This window comes from Cruoricaptor ignavus (assembly GCF_014961145.1).
In the GTDB taxonomy this organism is placed as follows: Bacteria; Bacteroidota; Bacteroidia; order Flavobacteriales; family Weeksellaceae; genus Cruoricaptor; species Cruoricaptor ignavus.
In genome coordinates, this window is record NZ_CP063145.1 from 1,497,917 (window position 1) to 1,518,341 (window position 20,425).

The 20,425-nt window shown below is 47.4% G+C and carries 14 protein-coding genes and 1 tRNA gene; 5 read left to right on the plus strand and 10 right to left on the minus strand.

The window, feature by feature from the left end; genetic code table 11:
- Window positions 1-218: 218 nt before the first annotated feature.
- Both IMZ16_RS07295 and miaE read left to right on the plus strand, forming a co-directional pair.
- Complete coding sequence (locus IMZ16_RS07295) at window positions 219-2,048, plus strand: fibronectin type III domain-containing protein (protein ID WP_193439494.1); 1,830 nt, start codon at window positions 219-221, stop codon at window positions 2,046-2,048.
- Between the two features lie 104 nt (window positions 2,049-2,152).
- Window positions 2,153-2,731, plus strand: a complete 579-nt coding sequence (gene miaE, locus IMZ16_RS07300; RefSeq protein ID WP_193439495.1) for a tRNA-(ms[2]io[6]A)-hydroxylase — start codon at window positions 2,153-2,155, stop codon at window positions 2,729-2,731.
- 54 nt (window positions 2,732-2,785) lie between these two features.
- On the opposite strand, the gene porW is transcribed toward miaE, so the two are convergent.
- The 8 genes from porW to IMZ16_RS07340 form a co-directional block, all read right to left on the minus strand.
- Window positions 2,786-5,455, minus strand: a complete 2,670-nt coding sequence (gene porW, locus IMZ16_RS07305; protein ID WP_193439496.1) for a type IX secretion system periplasmic lipoprotein PorW/SprE — start codon at window positions 5,453-5,455, stop codon at window positions 2,786-2,788.
- A gap of 62 nt (window positions 5,456-5,517) precedes the next feature.
- Entirely contained in the window at window positions 5,518-6,093 is a 576-nt protein-coding gene (locus tag IMZ16_RS07310; protein WP_193439497.1) for a Maf family nucleotide pyrophosphatase, read from the minus strand.
- Window positions 6,093-6,614: a KdsC family phosphatase gene (locus IMZ16_RS07315; RefSeq protein ID WP_193439498.1), complete on the minus strand. Its 522-nt coding sequence runs from the start codon at window positions 6,612-6,614 to the stop codon at window positions 6,093-6,095. The genes IMZ16_RS07310 and IMZ16_RS07315 overlap by 1 nt, the downstream gene beginning before the upstream one ends.
- Before the next feature lie 34 nt (window positions 6,615-6,648).
- Entirely contained in the window at window positions 6,649-9,351 is a 2,703-nt protein-coding gene (locus tag IMZ16_RS07320) for a TonB-dependent receptor (RefSeq protein WP_193439499.1), read from the minus strand.
- Window positions 9,352-9,458: 107 nt separating this feature from the next.
- A complete protein-coding gene (gene lepA, locus IMZ16_RS07325; protein WP_193439500.1) occupies window positions 9,459-11,255 on the minus strand; it encodes a translation elongation factor 4 in 1,797 nt (598 codons plus the stop codon).
- A 150-nt stretch (window positions 11,256-11,405) separates the two neighbouring features.
- Window positions 11,406-11,855 (minus strand): hypothetical protein, encoded by a 450-nt coding sequence (locus IMZ16_RS07330; protein WP_193439501.1) that lies wholly within the window; start codon window positions 11,853-11,855, stop codon window positions 11,406-11,408.
- Between the two features lie 4 nt (window positions 11,856-11,859).
- On the minus strand, window positions 11,860-12,408 hold the full coding sequence (locus IMZ16_RS07335) for a hypothetical protein (protein ID WP_193439502.1): 549 nt from the start codon (window positions 12,406-12,408) through the stop codon (window positions 11,860-11,862).
- A 10-nt stretch (window positions 12,409-12,418) separates the two neighbouring features.
- Window positions 12,419-12,970: an RNA polymerase sigma factor gene (locus tag IMZ16_RS07340; RefSeq protein WP_193439503.1), complete on the minus strand. Its 552-nt coding sequence runs from the start codon at window positions 12,968-12,970 to the stop codon at window positions 12,419-12,421.
- A 252-nt stretch (window positions 12,971-13,222) separates the two neighbouring features.
- On the opposite strand from IMZ16_RS07340, the gene IMZ16_RS07345 reads away from it, so the two are divergent.
- The 3 genes from IMZ16_RS07345 to IMZ16_RS07355 are packed head-to-tail and all read left to right on the plus strand — an operon-like array spanning window position 13,223 to window position 18,588.
- On the plus strand, window positions 13,223-15,865 hold the full coding sequence (locus IMZ16_RS07345) for a TonB-dependent receptor domain-containing protein (protein ID WP_193439504.1): 2,643 nt from the start codon (window positions 13,223-13,225) through the stop codon (window positions 15,863-15,865).
- Between the two features lie 2 nt (window positions 15,866-15,867).
- Complete coding sequence (locus tag IMZ16_RS07350; protein ID WP_193439505.1) at window positions 15,868-17,280, plus strand: tetratricopeptide repeat protein; 1,413 nt, start codon at window positions 15,868-15,870, stop codon at window positions 17,278-17,280.
- A 6-nt stretch (window positions 17,281-17,286) separates the two neighbouring features.
- The gene (locus IMZ16_RS07355) at window positions 17,287-18,588 is read left to right on the plus strand and encodes an alkaline phosphatase family protein (protein ID WP_193439506.1); all 1,302 of its coding nucleotides are present in this window, start codon (window positions 17,287-17,289) and stop codon (window positions 18,586-18,588) included.
- Window positions 18,589-18,758: 170 nt separating this feature from the next.
- Here the strand turns inward: IMZ16_RS07355 and IMZ16_RS07360 are convergent.
- Both IMZ16_RS07360 and rseP read right to left on the minus strand, forming a co-directional pair.
- Window positions 18,759-18,832: transfer RNA gene (locus IMZ16_RS07360), tRNA-Asn, on the minus strand.
- A gap of 73 nt (window positions 18,833-18,905) precedes the next feature.
- A complete protein-coding gene (rseP, locus tag IMZ16_RS07365; protein ID WP_193439507.1) occupies window positions 18,906-20,390 on the minus strand; it encodes an RIP metalloprotease RseP in 1,485 nt (494 codons plus the stop codon).
- Between the last annotated feature and the right edge of the window lie 35 nt (window positions 20,391-20,425).

The following is a 20,425-nucleotide window of genomic DNA, read 5'->3' on the forward strand; positions in this document are numbered from 1 at the left end:
TTGGTTTATAAATCAGGCTGCAAAAGTAGGAATTTTTTTTAAATAAAGCACCCTTGTTTTTAAATATTTTATACAAAACCAAACCTTGGCAACTTCTCAGCTGAAGGTCCTGCCTCCGCTCCCCCGCGATCCAGGATTATAATTAATGATTTCTTAATATAAATTTAATGCTGTCTTGGTATCCATTCATCAATTTTGTAACTGCAAATTTTAAACAAATGAAATACAAAATCCCAAGCCTGAAGGTGAAGGCTACAGCACTACTCGCCTTCGCCTCGGCCCTCGCAGATGCGCAGGCCCTACCGAAAGACTGGAATGAATACTCCATCCCATCCGTCAGCGAATATTATCTCGGCGGCAGAGATGCTTCAGCTCTGAAGCCGAATACCACGCCGTTCAGCATTAATATGACAATCAACGGGGATCCGAGAACGCGTATGGGCTTCGCTTGGTTTACCAATCAGATTCCTGCGAACGACGGAAGCGTGGTCCAGATTGTGGCTAAGGCGAACGCCACAGAGGCAGATTTCGCGAATGCTGTCTCTATTCCTGCCGCAGAGCAGAAATTCTCTATGAACTACATGAGTACAAAAAATGTAAACGAGAAAAGAACGCTGGAGCAGGAAGCAAAGAAAGACGGTATCTCGCTGCCCAATTTCAGGAACTATACCTCGCACAAAGCAGTAGCAGAAAACCTGACTCCAGACACGGACTATTCTTTCCGCGTGGGCAAGGAGGGCGCGTGGAGCGGCATCGGATCCTTCCGCACCGCGCCCCAGGGTGGCGGTTTTACTTTTAATTATACAACGGACACCCAGGCGAACACACTTCAGATGTTTGATATTTCTGCTAAGACGATAAACCGTGCAATGAAGATGTTCCCCAATGCGCTCTTCAACCTGAATACCGGCGATTTCATTGAAACGGCTTCAACATCCACAACTACCAACAACGCCTCCGAGTGGGAGTGGGAAAGATGGTTCGCCACTATGCAGGAACACTGGCTCACCACGCCCCTGGTACCGGTACTTGGCAACCACGATATGAGCGTGATAGATGTAAACTTCCACCGCCATTTCAATACCGACACCAGCTGGAACGCGGAGCATCCGCAGGTGGCAGCGCGTATGGACGGGGCAAACTACTCCTTCGTGTATGGCAACACGCTGTTTATGGCGCTGAACTATGAAGAATATAAAAAAGAGGGCTACCTGGAGACCCTGGGGGAGTGGATCACCGAACAGGTGGCGAAACACCCTGATGTAAAATGGAAGGTGCTGATGTCTCACCGAAATGTATATACCGGCGCCAGCCACCACGCAGATACTGACCAAAGGCTCATCCGCGAGAAAATTCTTCCATACATAGAAAAAAGCAACATTGATGTATACTTCCAGGGGCACGATCACGTTTATGAAGTTATCGGCCCGGTAAGCGGGGGCAAAGTAGTGGAGGGCTCCGTAACGGAACAGGAAACCGTAAAAGGCGGCGTACGGGAAAATATGACCGGGAAGCTCGGGGGCACTTATAATGTTTATAAAGGAACACTTTATCTTGTAAACAACTCAGCGGGCAAGAAAAAATATGAGCCTAAAACAGAGGCACAGATGAAAGCCCTGGAGGGATTCACCAATGTGAAGGACTATTACAAGCTCTTCACCGGGCGTTTCGGGCAGACTGGCGAGCCGACTTTCAGCAATGTAATAGTAACCGACGATATGATGAAAGTGGCCACCTATACGGTAAGTGATGAAGGCGATGCCACGCTCTTCGATGAAATTAAAATAATAAAAAAAGAGACAGCCCTGAATGTCGCAAACCTCGCCACAAACCGCCACACCTCCGTGTACCCAGTACCCGCGAGCGATGTACTGAATATCTCCGCGGAGCAGATCCAGCAGGCAGATATTTTCACCACGGAAGGCAAGCTAGTCCTTAGCTCCCCTAAAAGCAAAATAGATATCTCAAAACTGACCAAAGGTAGCTATGTGGTGCGCGTAGTACTGAAAGACGGCTCCGCAAGCACGCATAAAATCCTTGTAAACTAAGTTTACTAAATAAACTGTAAATCCGCTCCTAAGCCTGGGGCGGATTTTTTTATCATTTGCAAATTTTTACCCTTGAATCTTTAATTTTGCCCAAACTAAAAAAAATGTTCAGATTAAAACTTCCTACAGACCCCAGGTGGGCGAATATCGCCGAAGGCAACCTCGAGGAAATCCTGACGGACCACGCCTGGTGCGAGCAGAAGGCTGCCACCAACGCCATCACCCTCATCACTATGCTGCCGGAGTACCCCGAAATCATCACCGAGCTCCTCGCCATCGCGCAGGAAGAGCTGGAGCATTTCGGAATGGTGCACGAGATAATTCTGAAGCGGGGCTACACATTCGGCAGGCCGCGCAAGGATGATTATGTAAATGATCTGGCTAAATTCATCGTGCAGGGAACGCGCGCGGAATATATTATCGACAGGCTGCTGTTTGCCGCAATGATTGAAGCGCGCAGCTGCGAGCGGTTCAGGGTTTTAACGGAGAATATTAAGGATGATGAGTTACGGGAATTCTACCGAGAGCTAATGATTTCTGAGGCAAATCATTACACCACCTTCATCGGCTTCGCAAGGCAGCTCGGCGATCCTGAGACCGTAAATGCCCGCTGGGAGCAGTGGCTGGAATATGAGGCGGGCGTCATCGCTTCCTACGGAAAGAGGGAGACGATACACGGGTAACAAAAAAGCCCGGTTTTGCCGGGTTTTTTTATTTTTTTAATTTGATTTTTAAACTTATCTCTCTGCAGATTTCCTCATAGATTCCACATCCTGAGCCGGGTTGCCAAAGCCGTCGTTTTTTCTCATCCCCGGCGTGCGGAGTGGAGGCCTCTCTTGGTTGCGCCGCATCACGGGAGAGGTAGGCAATTCCGAATTCTGCATTGGCTGCACCACATCTTGCGTGGTATTGATTTCTGGTATGGGGCGGTTGGCTTCCTCGAGCCTTACCCTGGAGGTAGGCACGGATTCCCTCTCGATGCCCGCGGGGTCATCCCCGTCTAGCGGGTTTTCTGCCCGCGCCTGCGGCGCGGCCTTTTCGGCAGCAGGGATGCGGTTGCCACTTTCATCCGTCATTTCCATCTGTAGGTCGCTCTGCAGGTAGTTCAGCATTTCCGCCGCCTTCATCCCCTCCGGCGTTTTGGCATAGTTTAGGGCGAGCTGTTCCAGTTGGAGGATCATAATTTCCTTGCCTGCAGTTTTCCCGGTGTTGTAAGCGTTCAGCAATGCAAATTTCGGAACCAACGCATCTTTTGGATACTGCTCTAATGATTTGGAAATCAGCGACATGGATTCTTCATACTTCCCGTCTTCATACAGGCTGAATGCATCGGTGTAGGCTTTTACCACTTCCTTTGAAGATTGCGTAAAATCCGTATTCTTCGGGTTTTTCACAAATTCTGCATAGGAAGTATAGGGATAATCGCTCAGTATGATCTGCTTGGCACGCTCGGCGGCCTGCGGATTTTGTTCATAATTCATAGCGAAAATCTGGTATAGTGCCTGCAGCCTCACCTCATCTTCGGGCTTGGCATCCGCCAGGCTGTAGAGGGTCTCCGTAGCGAGCGGGCGGTTGCCGAAGTAGGCATTGTACATCCTGCCGAGCCCCAGGCTCGCCGTGTCTCTGGCCTTTTTCAGCGAAGCAATTTCCTCGGGATTTTTTGGCAGGTTTTCGGTGTAGAATTCTACCTCGTACCTTCTCGGGTCGCGCACGGAAGCGATGCCCATACTTTCGTTTTTTGCATCTTCCAGCGTTCGGTTTCTGCTGCTGTAGCGCCAGTTGTCCTGCGCGGAGCGGCTTCCCCAAATTTGCTTAAAATCTGCCTGGCCTCTTGCTACCGTACCCTGGTTAGCGAAGTAAAACCCCCCTCTGCTTCCCCCTGCGGAAAAATCCTGGAAGCCCCTCGGTGCAGAATTCATTGCTGCGTTTGTATCGTAATCACCGGTGTCAAAACCTTTCGTTCTTTCGCGCTGCCGTGCAAGTTTCGCCGCCTCTTCATCCTCGCGCATTTCTTTTTTCCGAATCTCGTCGACGTGTTTCGCAAAGAATGCATTGCGCTCATTTTCAGGCATTTGCACTAAATTCAAGATGGAATCGTTGCGCTTTACCAAGTAATAATTTTTGGTAATATCCTTTATGTTTTGGGACTGAAGCTCCAGCTGTGCTTTCTGCGGCTGATAGGTCATCACCGCAACAGCGGAATCGTAGTAGGCGCCTGCCGCAATGTAGTCGCTTTCGCTGAGGTACGCCCTGCCGATTTCATAATAGGTAAGGCCGCGAAGCTGCGGATCCGAAAGCTCTTCCCTAAGGGCAAGCCGGAAGAAATTCTGCGCATCTTCGGGCTTTCCGGCTTCGTTCGCCATCAGGCCAAGCGCATAGTAAAACTCGTTTTTCCGCGAAGCGTAGGTTCCCTTCTTGCTGATATTTTCCAGGTAGTTTTTCGCACTTTCATAGTCGTCATTTTTCCCGCGGAAAGTTTTAGCGATTTCAACCTGGGAGCGTACTTCAAACTGAAAATCGTTCGAGTATTTATAAGCCGTGGCAAAGCTTTCCCGGGCATCTTCATTCCGGTTCAAATCCGCCAAAACCTGCCCGCGAAGAAATGCGATACGGCTCCTCAGGTAGCGGTTTTTGTTGGCAGTAAATGCGTTCTCCAGCTCATTGATAGCAGCCTCTTTCTTCCCTGCTGCCAGCAACATTTCTGAGTAATAAATGGTTTTAAGTTTGTCGTAAGACCGTGGCATCCCGTTCAGCGAGCGGAAGATTTCATCCGCACGGAAGTAGTCGCCGAGCTTTGTGTATGCCTGCGCCTGGTATACCTTTGCCAGCCCGATGCGCTTGTCCTCCGGCATCGTCGTGAAAATATTGTTCAGGGCATCCAGTGCCTCGAGAGGCCTGTCCTGAAGCAGGCGAACTTGGGCCAGCGTGATGTAGGCATCGAAAATGGTTTTGTTTTTTTCCCTGCCATTTTTTATGACAGAATATTTTGTAATGGTTTTCTGCGCCTTGGCAGCGGCGATATCCAGCACGGATGTACCAGCATTTTGCTGACTGATGAATCCCGGGCGCGCGAGCTGCCTCCCAGCTTGGTTTGTAGGGTTTCTCCTACCCAGCGCTGACGAAGGATCATCATCATCCGAAAAGAAAGAATTCGAAACATCGAAATTACTGCCGATAGGCTGATCTTCTTCCTTCAGGATTTTGATGTAGGGCTGGTAAAAGTTGTCCTGGTGAGATTTCTTCCGCCCGTCGATTTCCGCCTTCAGCGCTTCCTGCCCGTTGAAGAGCGTGTTGTAGTAGGCCGTGTATTTCTTCAGCCCGAGATTTTTTTCTTTTTTATAATTGTTCTTCGATGAGCAGGCCAAAAGCGTGGCGATGCCCAGCAGCAGTAAGATTCTGTTTTTCATCCTGAAAAAGATAACTTTTTTCCGCGGCTTTTATTGTGGCGCGGCGGAAATAGTTTCCAAAACTAATGAATTTGCGGCAATGCTGGAAACTTTCGTAACTCATTGTATAGCAAATGAGTAGGTAGGCCCATTATGGTGTAGTAGCTGCCTTTGATCGCGGAAATCTTCGCCATACCGAGCCATTCCTGAATGCCGTAGCTGCCGGCTTTGTCCAGCGGCTTGAAGTTTTTGACATAATATTCCGCTTCTTCGGGCGATATTTCATCGAAAATCACTTCTGCCACATCGCTTTTCGTGGTGATGCTACCCTGGATTTTCACGGAAAACCCCGTGAAAACCTTGTGCGTTTTCCCGCTCAAATCCAGCAGCATTTCCACCGCATCGCTTTCGCTTTCTGGCTTGCCGAGCACTTGGTTTCCGTTTACAACAATGGTGTCCGCCGTTATCAGGATTTCATCGGCTTCCAGATTTCGGAAGGCGTTGGCCTTTTTCGCAGCAAGGTAGAAGGCGATTTCTTCCACGGGTAAATTTTCGGGAAAATCTTCCTCCAAATTGATTTCCGCAATTTCAAACCGGTAGCCAAGATTTCTCAGCAATTCTGCGCGGCGTGGCGATTTGGAACCCAGCAATATTTTCATTATTGAGACTGTATGTTATCTTCTTCCTTCCAATCTCCGCGCACCTTCATCACCTGCTCTATCACATCGCGCACCGCACCTTTCCCGCCGAAAACTGGCGAGATATAATCTGCCACCGCCTTTATTTCCGGAACTGCATTGGCAGGGCAGGCACCGATGCCGGAAAGCCGCATTATTTCCCTATCCGGAATATCATCGCCCATCATCAGGATTTCCCCGTTCTGCAGGTTGTATTTCGCCTTAAAGTGTTCAAAATCAATGCGTTTATTCGGAGATTTTGGGTAATAATCAGAAATTCCGAGATAGTGGATTCTCTGCTTCACGCCGGGATTATCACCCCCTGTTATCACGCCGAACCGATAGCCTTTGCTGATGGCCTTTACTACGGCATACCCATCCAGCACGCTCATTGTGCGGCACATTTGGCCGTCTTCCAGCAGCATAATGCTGCCGTCCGTAAAAACGCCGTCCACATCCAGCACGAAGGTTGTGATGTCCTTCAGTTTTTCCTTGTAGCTCATAGCAAAGCAAAAATAAAAAATTTAAGCCAAACTCTTACTTAAAATTAAACTTTACCACTGCCAATATTTGTGCCGGGCGCAGCTCTATTTTAGAATATTGCTCCGATAATGTGCCTACGGAATAAGTTTCAAAAGCCTTCCTGTTGCCGATATTCACCCACCGCAGCTCCAGGTCTATCTTGCGCTTCGTAAGTGTATACTGGTAGGAGAGGTCGAAAAACGCATTGCTGTAGTCCTGGCTGCCACTGCCGCTGTTAATCTGATCCCAATTAAAGCCAATGATTTGATTTTCAAAAGGATAGAAGAACGCCGCAAGCGTATGAGTATAGCCATTGCTCTTTATTGTAAGGTCTGCGGTGCGCTGCTTGTTCCAGCTCAGGCTGGCATTATAATCCAGGCTCATCCACTTAAAATAAGTGTTGTTGAATTTCAGCCCAAGGCTCTGCGTATTGAGTTTCGTCCCCAGCAAAAGACCGTTGCGCATCTGCTCGCTCTCTGTGCTGTTTATCCTCGTGCTGACTGAAACATTGGTTTTAATTTTCGGAAAATACTTGCCGATTTCTCCACTGAAAGAATTACTGTCAGAATCCAGGTCACGCAGGAGGTACTCTACCGTGCTGGTGCCGATGCCCGCGGTGAGGAAGTTTGGGGTAAGGTTTCTGCTCGTGTGGCTCCGGCGGTAGGTGGTATTGAAGAAAAGATTGTTCAGAGGGTTGCGGTACTCCAGCCTCGGCCCTGCGCTCAGGCTGCTGTTTTCCGCGATAGGATTTTCAGGATTCATCTGGCTGAACCTGAGAGGATCTCGCAGGATGCTGCCGGCATATACATCGCTGATGCTCCCGAAACTGTGGTTCCAGGAGCCCATTATCCCGGCCTTCCAGAAGGAAGCAAAAGAATACATCGCGAAGAGGTTCGGGTCGAAGGTCGCCTTATCAAGCTTCTTTTCGAAATTTCTGAAATCATCCTTTGCCGAAATATGGTTGAAGCTCACCGGTAGCCGGCCCATCAGCTGCAGCGCATTGTTTTTCATACTGATGCCCACCGCTGCATACGGTACAGACTGGGTAAAGCGCAGATCGTTTCGGAATCTCTCGCCGTAGTTTATATCAGATGTAGCGCTTTCTCCGCTGAGGAGCGAGTTCATATCATTGGTCTCGATGTCAAAGCCCACTTCCGGCGTTATGTTGAGCCCTAGTGCCTTGAAGGTTAAATTGGCGGAATGCTGCGCTTGGAAGGTCTTTATCCTGAAATCCTGGCGGGCAGTCTGTGCACCCAGCCAGTCGAAATAGCCTATCTGTGCGTTGCTCCGCAGCTCGGGAATCCGTATATAGTCCGCCGGAAGTATGCTGAGCGTCTGCTTATCATCCTGATAGCTGATGTAAGATCTCAGGTTGACGAGTTTCTCCTTCCAGGGGATCACGGTGCTCAGGGAATTTTGCAAAGCCGTGGTGGGCGCCTCTAGTGTCTGCCAGGCATCGCGGCTGCCGAAAAGGGCATCCTCCCGGTGCGCCCCGGCGCGGTCTGCATTCCAAAACTGTGTAAAGCTTGTCACATTTTTGAAGAAACCTTTCTTGGCGTTTCTGGTAAAGATCAATTCGCCTTTCAGCTGGTCCGTGAAAAACCGGTTGTAGGTGGAGGAGGAGTAGGTCTGGTTAAATTCCAGGTCGCGGGTCAGGCTGAAATCCCCCCGTTTTATAAAATTATTTGTGTAATTTGCATTCGCCTTCAGCTCCCACTCCTGGTTTTTAAAAGGGTTGGTAAGGATGTTCGCGGAAAGGAAGTGCACATTGTTTAAAAGATAGCGCTGCTCCGGCACGGAAGGCGTACCGGCCTGCTCCAGGTTCAGCCAGATGTTCTGCCCTGCCTGCACGCGGCGCCCCTCCCAGGCGTTGCCAAAGGCAAGCATATTTCCTTCGTTTTCCACGCTTTCGCCGGAATTGTTGGTCTTATAATTGGCCACCCACTGGTTTTTGCTCCCGAAGAACATCGGCGTGAGCTTCAGATTCCAGAGGAAATCATCCTCGTTAAAACCTGCGCCTGCCTCGCCACGGCCGGTCATCGTCACTTGCTTTTTCAGGACGATGTTCAGCGCGGCCTGCTCGCTGGGCACTTTGTCCTGAAGTACCTTTACCGGCTGGTGGTTTTCCATTACTTCCACTTTCTGCACGGCATCTTTCGGCAGGGAATTGTTCACCACGCCGTAGCGGCCCTCCATCAGGTCTTTGCCGTTTACATAAAATTTGTTGATAGGCTCGCCCTGGTAGAGCACGGTACCGTTCGCCCGCACCTCGATCCCGGGAATTTTTTTCAGAACATCAGCAATACTTCTGTCCGCCTTGCTCTCGAAGGCTTTTATGTCGTAGCTTATGGTATCGCCTTTTTTGGTGATGATGCGCGTTTTCAGCTTTACCTCTTTGATTTCTGTAGCTTCGCCCTGGAGCGAAAAATTTGCCGTCTGGTCGGTATTTTTCACCACCTGCTTCTGAGGTTTATGGTTGAACGCCTTTACATTTATTTCCACATTCGGCTCTGCCGTGCTGAAGGTCAGCTTATAATCCCCCTTTGTATTTGTAATACCGTAGGCAATTATCGTCTCCTTGCCAGCATCAGAAATGGTAACGGATGCGCTGGGCACGGCGGCGCCCTCCGAATCCGTAACCTTCCCAGAGATGGTTTTTTGGGCAAATAAGAAAAAAATACCAAAAAAGGTTGAAAGAAAGGTGAAAAACAGCCTCATAAGTTCGTTAATGTGAAAATAGTAAAAATCTCACTTATCATTATTGTTGGCTAAATTAAAAATAATATCCGAATATCCAATTTTTTTCGGTTTTTTCTAAAAAAAAATTAATCATTTAGCTTCAGCACTGCCATAAATGCACTTTGCGGCACTTCCACCCTGCCTATCTGCTTCATCTTCTTCTTGCCCTCCTTCTGCTTTTCCAGCAGTTTCCGTTTCCGCGAAATATCGCCACCGTAGCATTTCGCCGTTACATCCTTACGCAGCGCCTTTATCGTTTCGCGCGCTATCACCTTCGTTCCTATGGCTGCCTGCACAGCAATGTCAAACTGCTGCCTTGGTATCAGCTCCTTCAGCTTCTCGCACATTTTTTTGCCGATTGTGTAGGCGTTGCTTTCGTGGATGAGGGATGATAGCGCATCCACCATATCACCGTTGATAAGGATGTCCATCTTCACCAGCTTGGATGCGCGGAAACCGATGGGGTGATAATCGAAGGATGCGTAGCCTTTGGAGATGGATTTTAGGCGGTCGTAAAAATCGAAAACCACTTCTGCCAGCGGCATATTGAAAACAAGTTCCACGCGGTCTGCAGTCAGGTAGCTTTGGTTTACGATTTCGCCGCGCTTCTCGATGCATAGCGTCATCACAGGCCCTACGAATTCCGCTTTGGTGATGATGGTGGCCTTTATGTACGGCTCTTCCACGCGGTCCATCGTCACAGGGTCCATCATTTCGGAAGGGTTATTGATGAGTATCGGCGTTTCGGGATCTTTCTTCGTGAAACCGTGGTAGGATACATTGGGAACGGTGGTGATGACATTCATATTAAACTCCCTGTCCAGCCTTTCCTGCACGATTTCCATATGCAGCATCCCGAGGAAACCGCAGCGGAAACCAAAACCGAGCGCCGCGGAACTTTCCGGCTCGAAAACCAACGATGCATCATTTAGCCTAAGTTTTTCCAGCGATAATCTTAATTCCTCAAAATCCTCAGAATCAATAGGATAAATACCAGCAAAAACCATTGGCTTCACCTCCTCGAAACCTTCGATCGGCTTCTCGGCGGGCTTTTCCGTAGCGGTGATGGTATCGCCCACCTTTACTTCGCGGGCATCCTTTATCCCGGAAATTATGTAGCCTACATCGCCGGTTTTTATCTCGTCTTTCGGCTGCTGTTTCAGTTTTAAAGTTCCCACCTCATCGGCATCGTATTCCTTTCCTGTCGCCATAAATTTCACTTTCTGGCCTTTGCGGATGCTACCGTTCACGACTTTGAAATAAGCCTCAATGCCGCGAAATGGATTGTAAACGGAATCAAAAATCAGCGCTTGAAGCGGTGCTTCGGGATCTCCCTGCGGTGCAGGAATTCTCTCCACTATTTGCTCCAGAAGTTCGTGCACGCCCTCACCAGTTTTCCCGGAAACCCGCAGAACATCCTCATAAGCGCAGCCGATAAGGCCCATTATTTCGTCCGTCACTTCCTCCGGATTTGCGGAAGGCAGGTCTATCTTATTTAAAACAGGGATGATGGTAAGGTCGTTCTCCAGCGCAAGATAAAGATTGCTAATCGTCTGAGCCTGAACGCTTTGCGCTGCATCCACAATCAGAAGTGCGCCTTCGCACGCAGCGATAGAGCGGGAAACTTCATAGGAAAAATCCACATGGCCCGGTGTATCGATGAGGTTCAGCACATACTTTTCGCCCTTGTACTCGTAGTCCATTTGTATGGCGTGAGATTTTATGGTAATGCCGCGCTCTTTTTCCAGGTCCATATCATCCAGCGTCTGGGCTTGCAGTTCCCGCTGGGTAACGGTGTTGGTATATTCCAGCAGGCGGTCTGCCAGCGTAGATTTCCCGTGGTCGATATGTGCAATGATGCAGAAATTGCGTATATTCTTCATTAAAAGCTAAATGTGCGCAAAGTTAGTAAAACTTGCGTTTTGCATTAGGCTATAAGCAATATGCTTTAAGCATTTAAGTTACCGCCTACAATTGAACAACCCTTGCGGAATCGCTCTGCAAGGGTTGCCCAACATTAAAAAAACAAACTATTATGGGTGTTTCTCCAAGGCTTTGCATTCGTGCGCTGCCTGCTGGTGTATGATTTTTTGCCGCACCATACCTTCCGTGCTGAACAGCTTCAAAACCTGCTGCGGCGAAAGCACGCTCTGCATTTTCTGCGAGTAGGCACGGCGGTTGTTCAGCAGCGCTTCGCCTACTTCAAAGCTTTCGTTCAGCTTCTGCAGGGCTTCGGCATCGCTCAGTTTTTCCGGGTTAAAATCCGTGCTGAAGCGCGATTTTATCTTCCGCTGAGAATCGTGGTATTCCGAGTAAATCCTGCGGAATTCCGCCTCTTCCTTCGGCGAAACCTTCAGGCTCTGCACCATCATATCGGCCCTTGCAGCGCGCATTTCCTGCATCCGCTCTTCCGTGTGGAACTGCTGTGCGCTAAGCATCGCTGCGCCGAAAAACGCCGCCGAACAGAATAATTTTGATTTCATAGAATTAATAGTATATGTCCAGATACACATCGTTTTCCGCGTTTTTAATGTAGTCTGCCACCTCATCCTGCGTCATCCCTGCTATCACCTGTTCCACCAGAACTTCCTGCCTTGCGCCGCTTGGCGCTTTTTTCGGCTGAATTTTCCTCGGTGAAGCGGCTGGGTTTTCAGGGCGTTCGGTTTGGCTTGGATTAATGTTTTCCGCAAAAGTTAAAACCGGCTGGCTTTCATCCGAAAAATTTTCTTCCAGAATGCTTGCCGGCTCTGCATTCTGTACCATCGGTTCTGCAACTTGCTCGGTTTCAATGGTTTTAGCCAAAGTTTGCTGTGCCGGCTGTTCATTGGTGAAAAGGTAGCCCAGCCCAAAAACCGCTACTATCGCCGCTGCAGCAGCATACCACCAGCCATTTTTCTTTGGGGCTAATGGGATGATGGATGAATGGTTTTGCGCCGCCGTTTTATCCAGAACATTTTGTTGCATCTTCCCGAAGAAACCTTCCGGCACGCTGTAGATGTTTTTCCGCTCAAGTCGTTCAATATCAATATTTTCCATCGCTGAAAAATTATAATTCGTAGTTCTGCCTTATAAAATCTTCCACCTTTTGCTTCGCGTAGTGGTAGTTGGTTTTCAGTGTATTCACCGACATTTGCAAAATTTCGCTCATCGCATCGTACGGCAAATCGTCGTAATACCGCATCGTGAAAACCGCCTTCTGCTTTTCCGGCAGCGTTTGTATCGCCTTCTGCAGCAGTATTTGTATTTCCTCCGCATCGCCCGCCGCATTTTCCGCCACCATATTTTGCAGGATGATTTCCGCATCATCTCCCGCCTTCTGCAATCGCTTCGCCTTCTTTAAATATTGAAGCGCCTCGTTGGTCGCAATTCTGTAGAGCCAAGTGTATATTTTGCTTTCATTTTTAAACTGATGAAAGTTTTCATAAGCCTTAATGAAAGTATCCTGCAGGATATCCTGAGCGGCGTCATGCTCTACCACCAACCTGCGGATATGCCAGTAGAGCCGGCTCTGGTAGGCGTCCATCATCGCGCGTAAGCCTTTCTCGCGGGTGCGTGGCTCTGCCATCCATTCCAAAATCCGGTCATCCTGGTTATCCATCCGCTGGTTTTAGTTTGATGCAAAATTTCGGATAAAGTTAAATATTTGAGACTATTTTCCTAATCTCGAAATTACCCGTATGATTCAGAATAGTTAGATGTATACAGTTCTTCCATTTAGCTTTTGCTAAACAACTCTCTGATTTTGATCGTCAATTAAGAAATTTTATTAACACAAAATTATTGTACGGTTAATGTTTTCTTAATATGTAAGAAAAGACCTAATTGTATGTTTGTAAAAATTTAATTATAAATGAAAAGAGAAGTTCAGGCAGTCAAATTTCTTTTGGCATTTGGTGTTCTTATTGTCGGCGAGAATGCGATGGCGCAGACCAAGGATTCAATTAAAACGAGACAGATTGATGAGGTTGTAATCACGGGGCAGGGTGCTGCAATCTCCAAGCGGAGAATTTCCAACACTGTCACAACCATCAACAGCAAGGAACTGGAAAAGGTGCCGTCACAAAGGCTGGATGCTCAGCTGAGCGCTTTAGTACCGAATGCCCAGATTAATCTTAGTGGCGGACAGGCAGGATCCACTTCCATCATAAAAGCTAGGGGTATAAATTCCGCATTTCTGAATTCCACTCCTATAATATATGTGGATGGGGTAAGGATGGATAATATGAATACCAGATCTGCATTCGGTACTTCCCAAGCCTCGGCGATGAGTTCAATTGCAGACATCCCTATGGATAATATTGAAAGGATTGAATACATCAACGGTGGTGCGGCTACTACACTTTACGGTGCTGATGCGGCCAACGGCGTAATCCAGATCTTTACTAAGAAAGGCAGTGGCAGAGGAACAAATTATTCACTACTGGCTGAGACAGGGTTTCAGACACCGACTGCCGATTTTCTTTATTTTAAGAGAACCAAAGATCTTCTATTTGAAAACGGATATTCCCAAAAATACCGGTTCAACATGAACGGAAAATCCGGCAAAGACTTTGGGTACAGCTTCTCCGCAAGCTATCTGAACAGCAGTGGTGTGCAGATTTTTAAGCAGAATGAAAATCAGAAAATAGACATCAGCACCGGCTTCCGCACGAAACTTTTTGAAGGAATGGATTATGAATCCTCTTTCAGCTATGTGCGAAACGAATATAAACATAACCGAAACGGAAACCTAGGCGGATATACAGGTCTTTGGTTTACGGAATCCGGTGCGTCGAAGATTACGGGGCCGGGCTTTAATAACCGGTTGGACGATCTTACGGATCAAGAATTTCAGGCCATCCGCGATTATGTTCGCGAAGCTGAAAGACTGCAGGACAATGCCATTACTGTCAACAGATTTTTTACTTCCCAGACGGTGAAATACAGACCAGTTAACAGTCTTAACATCAAGCTGACCGGAGGTTTGGATTACCGTACGCAGAAGCAGAACATCATCACTACAAATCAGTATCTATCCCATACCACTGGAAAACCCGTTACCAACCAGGGCAGCATCTCAAATCTTACGCGGGATTATCTGGGTATTACCGGTGAACTCACAGCGCAGCATACTGCAAAAGCGCGTGATTTTTCCTTCATCACTACAGCAGGTGCCCAGGTTTTCACCACGGAGGATTATCAGGTTTCCTACAGCGGTACCAATGTGCGCGACGGTGCAAAGCTGGTATCAGAAGCTGCTGTGAAAACCGCCAATGATTTCTTAAACCAGTCCGTGAACTATGGTATCTATCTCCAGGAAAACATCGGATTCAAAAATAAAGCCTTTATAGATTTAGGAATTCGCGGAGATAAAAACACCTCCTTCGGGGAGGAAGTCGGTATGCAGTTTTACCCGAAAGCCGGGCTTTCCTATGTACTTTCCAGCGAACCTTGGATGGGTGATTTCTTTTCTACCCTGCGGCTGAGAGCCAATTACGGTGTCGCAGGAAATCTTCCACCGGCCTATGCCAATGATAAAACCGTGAGGTTCTTAGGTTTCGGAGGTGAGCAGGCTGCATTTTTCGGGCAACTCGGGAATGAATTCCTGAAACCGGAGAAAACAAAAACCTGGGAAGCCGGTATGGATGCTAATTTCCTCGATAACAGAATCAATCTTTCCGCCGGATATTACAATGCAAAAACTATAGATGCGCTTTTCTATCTGCGCTTGGCACCATCTTACGGATATTCATCCAATCAGCTTTTTAACATTGGTGAAATTGAAAACAAAGGATGGGAAACCAGGCTGTCCCTTGTCCCGGTGCGTACCGAAAATACAGAACTGACTTTAAGCGGATCCTTCAACACGGTGAAAAATAAGGTGCTGGATACAGGAGGCGCTCCTGCTTTCAACATCAACGGTTTTAGCGAAAGAACTATTCAGACTGTGGTGCAGGAAGGCTATCCTGTAGGATTTCTTCGCGGCTACCACGGAATTTTTGATGACAACGGTGTTCTAAAGGAAAGCATTCCGCTGTCTTATCTTGGAACTACAATCCCAGAATATTATGGTAATGTAGGGTTGAATTTCCGGTATAAAAACTTTAATCTGTTTTCATCGGGCAGCTATCAGATGGGTGCGTATGCATCGAACTGGGATGCGCAGTTCCGTTTCCTGTACGGTGCCTCAGATGATAATGTGCCTGCCGGGGAAATCAATCAGAACGGCAGAAAGAACTGGCTGAGTTTTTCCAATGCATTTATTGAGAAAACGGACTTTCTGAAAATCAGAAATATCGGTATGACCTATACCTTTGACCTAAATAACAATCAAAGCCTCACAGCAGGTTTTAACGCTATCAATCCGTTTAACTTTGCTAAATCCTCCTTCGATCCGGAGGCTACCATACCGGGAGGTGCCCAGGGACAGGGCGGCGCCACTACAGGGGGTATTTCCTACGCTACCTATTCCGCTCCCAGAGAATTTCTAATTTCACTTAAATACAATTTCTGACCATGAAAAAAATCATAATCGCTTCAGTAGTATTAGCATCCATAATCACCGGTTGCAGGGACAATCCGAATGTAACGGAAGATGTTTTCCTGACAACACCAAACTCTATGAGTAGCTGGATTGTAGGTGTAAACCGGCAGGCCGCGCTTACAATGAATTCCGTAATCATCAATGCTGAGATTACTTCCGATAATTACTTCAACAATTATTCGCAATATACCAAGGTTTTTGACCGGCTGCAGATCGAGTATTTCGACTATGATGTGAACCAACTGCAGAATCAGGTTTCTGCGCTGTATGAAATGGCAGATTACGGAATTACAAAAGTAGCTGCTGCCGATAATACCACAACGAAAGCCAATATCGCCTACCTGCATCTGATGAGAGGGTATGCAAGGATTCTGGGCGGCGAGCTTTTTATTGCCCTGCCGGAATCTCCAAAAGGCAAGATTTTAACATCCCAGCAGCTAATCCAGAAGGCTGTAGATGATATCAATAATGCCATATCGCTTGGCTTGGGTGCAACTGATGCGCAGTTTGCCCACCTGCTGCTGGCAAGGGCTTATTACAATCTAGGTGATAAATCCAATGCTAAGAAAATGGCTACCACCGTCATTTCATCAAACCCTCAGATGCTTTACACTATTAAATATGACGGTCAAAACGGAGTGGGCAATGAGATGCAAAATGCCACATTCCAAGCGCTGCCAAACCGCCTGGCGCCCTTGCCAAGGCTCGATTTCCTGGATCCGAAATATTTTTACAAAGGCACTGCAGCTCTGGAGCAGAAGAGCATTGCAATCGGCAAAAGCGAAGAAGCCTATCTGATTCTTGCGGAAGCCTACCTTAGTGAAAACAATCTCTCCTTTGCGAAAGATGTTCTTATCAACCTCATAAACGATGTGGTGGCAAAAAGGCCTACAGCGATGGTGAATGATAAAAAGGAAACCAGAAACGGAGGCAACAGAAAAGATTATCCGCTGAAAGCCGTAGGCGTGAAATTTTCTTCAGATGCTCCTGTGAAAAACGGTCTGGTGCTGGATAGGCAGGCAGGAGATGTGAAAGTTTATACAGTCTCAGGAACAAGTGTGAGCGCTGATGATGTGGCAAAAGCAGATTCTGTGGAAAGTCTGCTTTATCTCACTTACCTTCTGCGCCAGGAAATTTTCATCTCTGAAGGAAGGAGGCTTTTGGATCTTGGCATCAAGTACCCGATTTCTCAGATTGAGGAGAACAATAATCCTAATGTAACTGCGGAATTTACAAAGGTCCAAATCCCGGAATTTGTACCAAAAGATTTAGGTTTGGATGATTTTTCCACCGATGCCAGCGGCACTGTCACCATTAAAAATGATATGAACCGCATCATTGTGAATAACCGCAAATCGCCATTTATAGCACCATTTTTCAAGTAGAATGATATGAAAAAGTTAATAATAAGCCTGTTTATCATTGTTTCATCTGTACTTTCAGCACAGAGCGATAGATATATGATATTGATTACAGTTGACGGTTTCCGTCCGGAATTTTACAGAGACCAGTGCTTTCCTGCGCCTACACTGCAGTGGCTGGCAAAAGAGGGTACTTCTGCAGATGAGGTGAAAACTATTTTTCCGTCCGTTACCTACCCATCTCACACCACAATCGTTACCGGCGTACTTCCTGCGAAGCACGGCATTTATTACAACACGAAATTTGATGAGAACGGACAAATGTCCGGCTGGGTTTACGATTCAAAGGAAATAAAAGCCACTACCATTTGGGAAACCCTGAAAGGGAAAGGCCTGACAACAGCTTCTGTAAGCTGGCCGATTACCGTAGGAAATAAATTTATAGACTATAACATTCCGGAAATCTGGTCTTTTGAAAACGGTGAAGACAGAATCTCCGCAAGCCGAGAGTATTCCACGCCCGCAGGCTTATTTGATGAGGCAATGCAGAATGCTACAGGGCAGATGCAAATCCCGGAGTTTAACCTTTCGTCTATGGTGATGGATCAGAATCTCAGCAGACTTTCCGGGTTTATTTTTACTAAGCACAGACCGAACTTTATGACGCTTCACCTACCAATTGTGGACGGCGCACAGCATCTGGAAGGTAGAGAGGGTGATAAGGTGAGAATGGCAGTGGCCAATGCGGACAGTGCTATTGGTCTCCTTCTAGAAACAGTCAGGAGAAGCGGGCTTTCCGAAAAAACTGATGTCATCATCACCGGAGATCACGGCTTTGTGACCAGGAAATTCAGTGTTTCACCAAATGTATGGCTGAAGAGAAATAATCTTTATGAAAAAGCCTATTTCGTAAGCACAGGCGGATCCGTATTCCTTTATCTCCGTAATCCGAAAGACAAATCCACCCTGGCAAAAGTAAAAGATATGCTCGCTAAACTGCCTGCAGAGGAGAGGAAAACCTTTACAATAATTGAAGGTAAAAAGCTCTCTGATGCTATGGTAGATCCGGCTGTTTCTTTGGCACTGACCGCTGCAGACGGATATGCCTTCTCTGCGGCTGCTGATGGTGATGTTATTAAAAAATCCGAAGGCGGTACGCACGGCTATTATCCGGATTTTCATAACATTTATACCGGATTCATTGGTTACGGACCAAGTTTTAAAAAGGGTGCGAAAGCCGAAAACCTTAGCCTTACAGATTTTTATGACCTAGTTCAGGACATATTTTTCGGTACCCAGAAGGTGAAGAATGATTTTATCATCCGAAAGTAGTTATTCACTTTTCATTATTTCGGTTGGCTCTGTAGAATAATATCTCTACAGAGATTTTTTATAAAAAAATAACCGAAATTGTCAGAATATTTTCGGAAGTTTCATTTAATAATCAGGGATTCTTAAAGAAAAGCCACTCACAAATCTCTGTAAGTGGCTGATTATCAGGGCTCCTCCTGCTGGGCTCGAACCAGCGACCCTCTGATTAACAGTCAGATGCTCTAACCGACTGAGCTAAGGAGGATTGTGCTTTTCCTGAAAGCGTGTGCAAATATAAGGCAGTTTTTATTTCCTACCAAATTTTATTGCAATTATTTTTAAAATCCGCCCGTCAAAAGCTTGTAAATATCATTGCCGAAAACCAGCAGCATCAACCCTAAAAGGAAGATGACGCCTATCAGCTGTGCGTGCTCCAAAACCTTTTGTGGCACGGGTTTCCCAGTGATGATTTCCCACAGCGTGAACATCACATGGCCACCATCCAAACCAGGAATCGGTATGAGATTTAAAAATGCCAGCCATACGGAAAACATCGCCGTAAATTTCCAGAAGCCCGCCCAGTTTATCGCGATGCTGCCATCCGCTTTCTTATCCACAGGCATCATATTCACAATGGCAATCGGGCCGCCCACATTTTTGTAGCCCTGCACCTTGGAATTGAAAATTATTTTAAACTGCTTCACCTGCATCGTGAGCGCTTCTATCGTGCGCGTAAAACCGCGCGGAATGCTCTGCCAAACGCCGTATTGCCTCTCCGTCACGAATTTCGTCATCGGCTCCAGGTTTTGCATCACGCCAATTTTCCCATTGGCATCTACAGGGATGCTTGCCGTGCGGATTTCGCCGCCGTTCTCCAGCGAAAGCTCCACGGTTTTCCCTTTGTTTTGGTTGAAAAAATCCTTCACCTCATCGTCAAAGTTCACCGGTCGTCCGTTCACCGCCGTTACTTTGTCGCCCTTTCTCAGCCCTGCATTCCTCGCACCTTCGGAAAACGCGCTGTCTATCACCATCGGAAATCTCGGCAGCATATACAGCGCCGCTTCTCTCTGCCGTATCACTTCGGCTATGCCTTCCTCGTTCACGGGGAAGGTTACTTCGCTGCCGTTTCTCTCCACCGTCACTTCATCGCTGAAGAGCAGGTTGATGGCAGTTTCTTCAAAGCGCTCCACCGGCTTTCCGTCCAGCCTTAGGATTTTGTCTCCGTTCTGCAATCCGATTTTTTTCCCGGATGATGATACGGAAATTCCATCATCAAACTTCTTTAAATCCGTGAAAAATTCGCCGTTGAAAAAGCTCAGGCAGGAATAGATGAGCCAGGCCAGCAGGAAGTTTACGGTAACGCCGCCCAGCATTATGATGAGCCTCTGCCACGCTGGTTTGCTGCGGAACTCCCACGGTTCTGCGGGTTTTTGCAGCTGTGCGGTGTCCATGCTTTCGTCCACCATCCCGGCGATTTTCACATAGCCACCCATCGGAAGCCAGCCGATGCCGTACTTCGTGCTTTCCGGGTGCTTTCGCCAATCGCTTTCCGGCAGCCTGCCGATGTCTATCGGGATTTCCTTTTCCTTGCCATCTACCATAATTTTCTCGGTGTCAGGCTGGTTGGGCGAAAGGAATTTGTATTGCCACTTCCCGTTGATTTTCTTCATTGAAAACAGCGAGAAGTAAGGATCGAAGAACAGGAAGAATTTCTCCACCCTGGTTTTGAACCACTTTGCCGGAAGGTAGTGGCCTAATTCGTGCAGCACCACGAGAATTGAGATGCACAGCACAAACTGAAAAATCTTGATAGCTATCTCCATCTGTAAAAATAATCCTGCAAAGATAGCGAATGTTG

What these genes read in the sequence shown, in the direction of transcription:
- IMZ16_RS07330 (WP_193439501.1), bottom strand. Translation starts at nt 11,855, where the DNA reads ATGAAATCAAAATTATTCTGTTCGGCGGCGTTTTTCGGCGCAGCGATG.
- lepA (WP_193439500.1), bottom strand. Translation starts at nt 11,255, where the DNA reads ATGAAGAATATACGCAATTTCTGCATCATTGCACATATCGACCACGGG.
- IMZ16_RS07340 (WP_193439503.1), bottom strand. Translation starts at nt 12,970, where the DNA reads ATGGATAACCAGGATGACCGGATTTTGGAATGGATGGCAGAGCCACGC.
- IMZ16_RS07355 (WP_193439506.1), top strand. Translation starts at nt 17,287, where the DNA reads ATGAAAAAGTTAATAATAAGCCTGTTTATCATTGTTTCATCTGTACTT.
- porW (WP_193439496.1), bottom strand. Translation starts at nt 5,455, where the DNA reads ATGAAAAACAGAATCTTACTGCTGCTGGGCATCGCCACGCTTTTGGCC.
- IMZ16_RS07320 (WP_193439499.1), bottom strand. Translation starts at nt 9,351, where the DNA reads ATGAGGCTGTTTTTCACCTTTCTTTCAACCTTTTTTGGTATTTTTTTC.
- IMZ16_RS07350 (WP_193439505.1), top strand. Translation starts at nt 15,868, where the DNA reads ATGAAAAAAATCATAATCGCTTCAGTAGTATTAGCATCCATAATCACC.
- rseP (WP_193439507.1), bottom strand. Translation starts at nt 20,390, where the DNA reads ATGGAGATAGCTATCAAGATTTTTCAGTTTGTGCTGTGCATCTCAATT.
- miaE (WP_193439495.1), top strand. Translation starts at nt 2,153, where the DNA reads ATGTTCAGATTAAAACTTCCTACAGACCCCAGGTGGGCGAATATCGCC.
- IMZ16_RS07295 (WP_193439494.1), top strand. Translation starts at nt 219, where the DNA reads ATGAAATACAAAATCCCAAGCCTGAAGGTGAAGGCTACAGCACTACTC.
- IMZ16_RS07310 (WP_193439497.1), bottom strand. Translation starts at nt 6,093, where the DNA reads ATGAAAATATTGCTGGGTTCCAAATCGCCACGCCGCGCAGAATTGCTG.
- IMZ16_RS07315 (WP_193439498.1), bottom strand. Translation starts at nt 6,614, where the DNA reads ATGAGCTACAAGGAAAAACTGAAGGACATCACAACCTTCGTGCTGGAT.
- IMZ16_RS07335 (WP_193439502.1), bottom strand. Translation starts at nt 12,408, where the DNA reads ATGGAAAATATTGATATTGAACGACTTGAGCGGAAAAACATCTACAGC.
- IMZ16_RS07345 (WP_193439504.1), top strand. Translation starts at nt 13,223, where the DNA reads ATGAAAAGAGAAGTTCAGGCAGTCAAATTTCTTTTGGCATTTGGTGTT.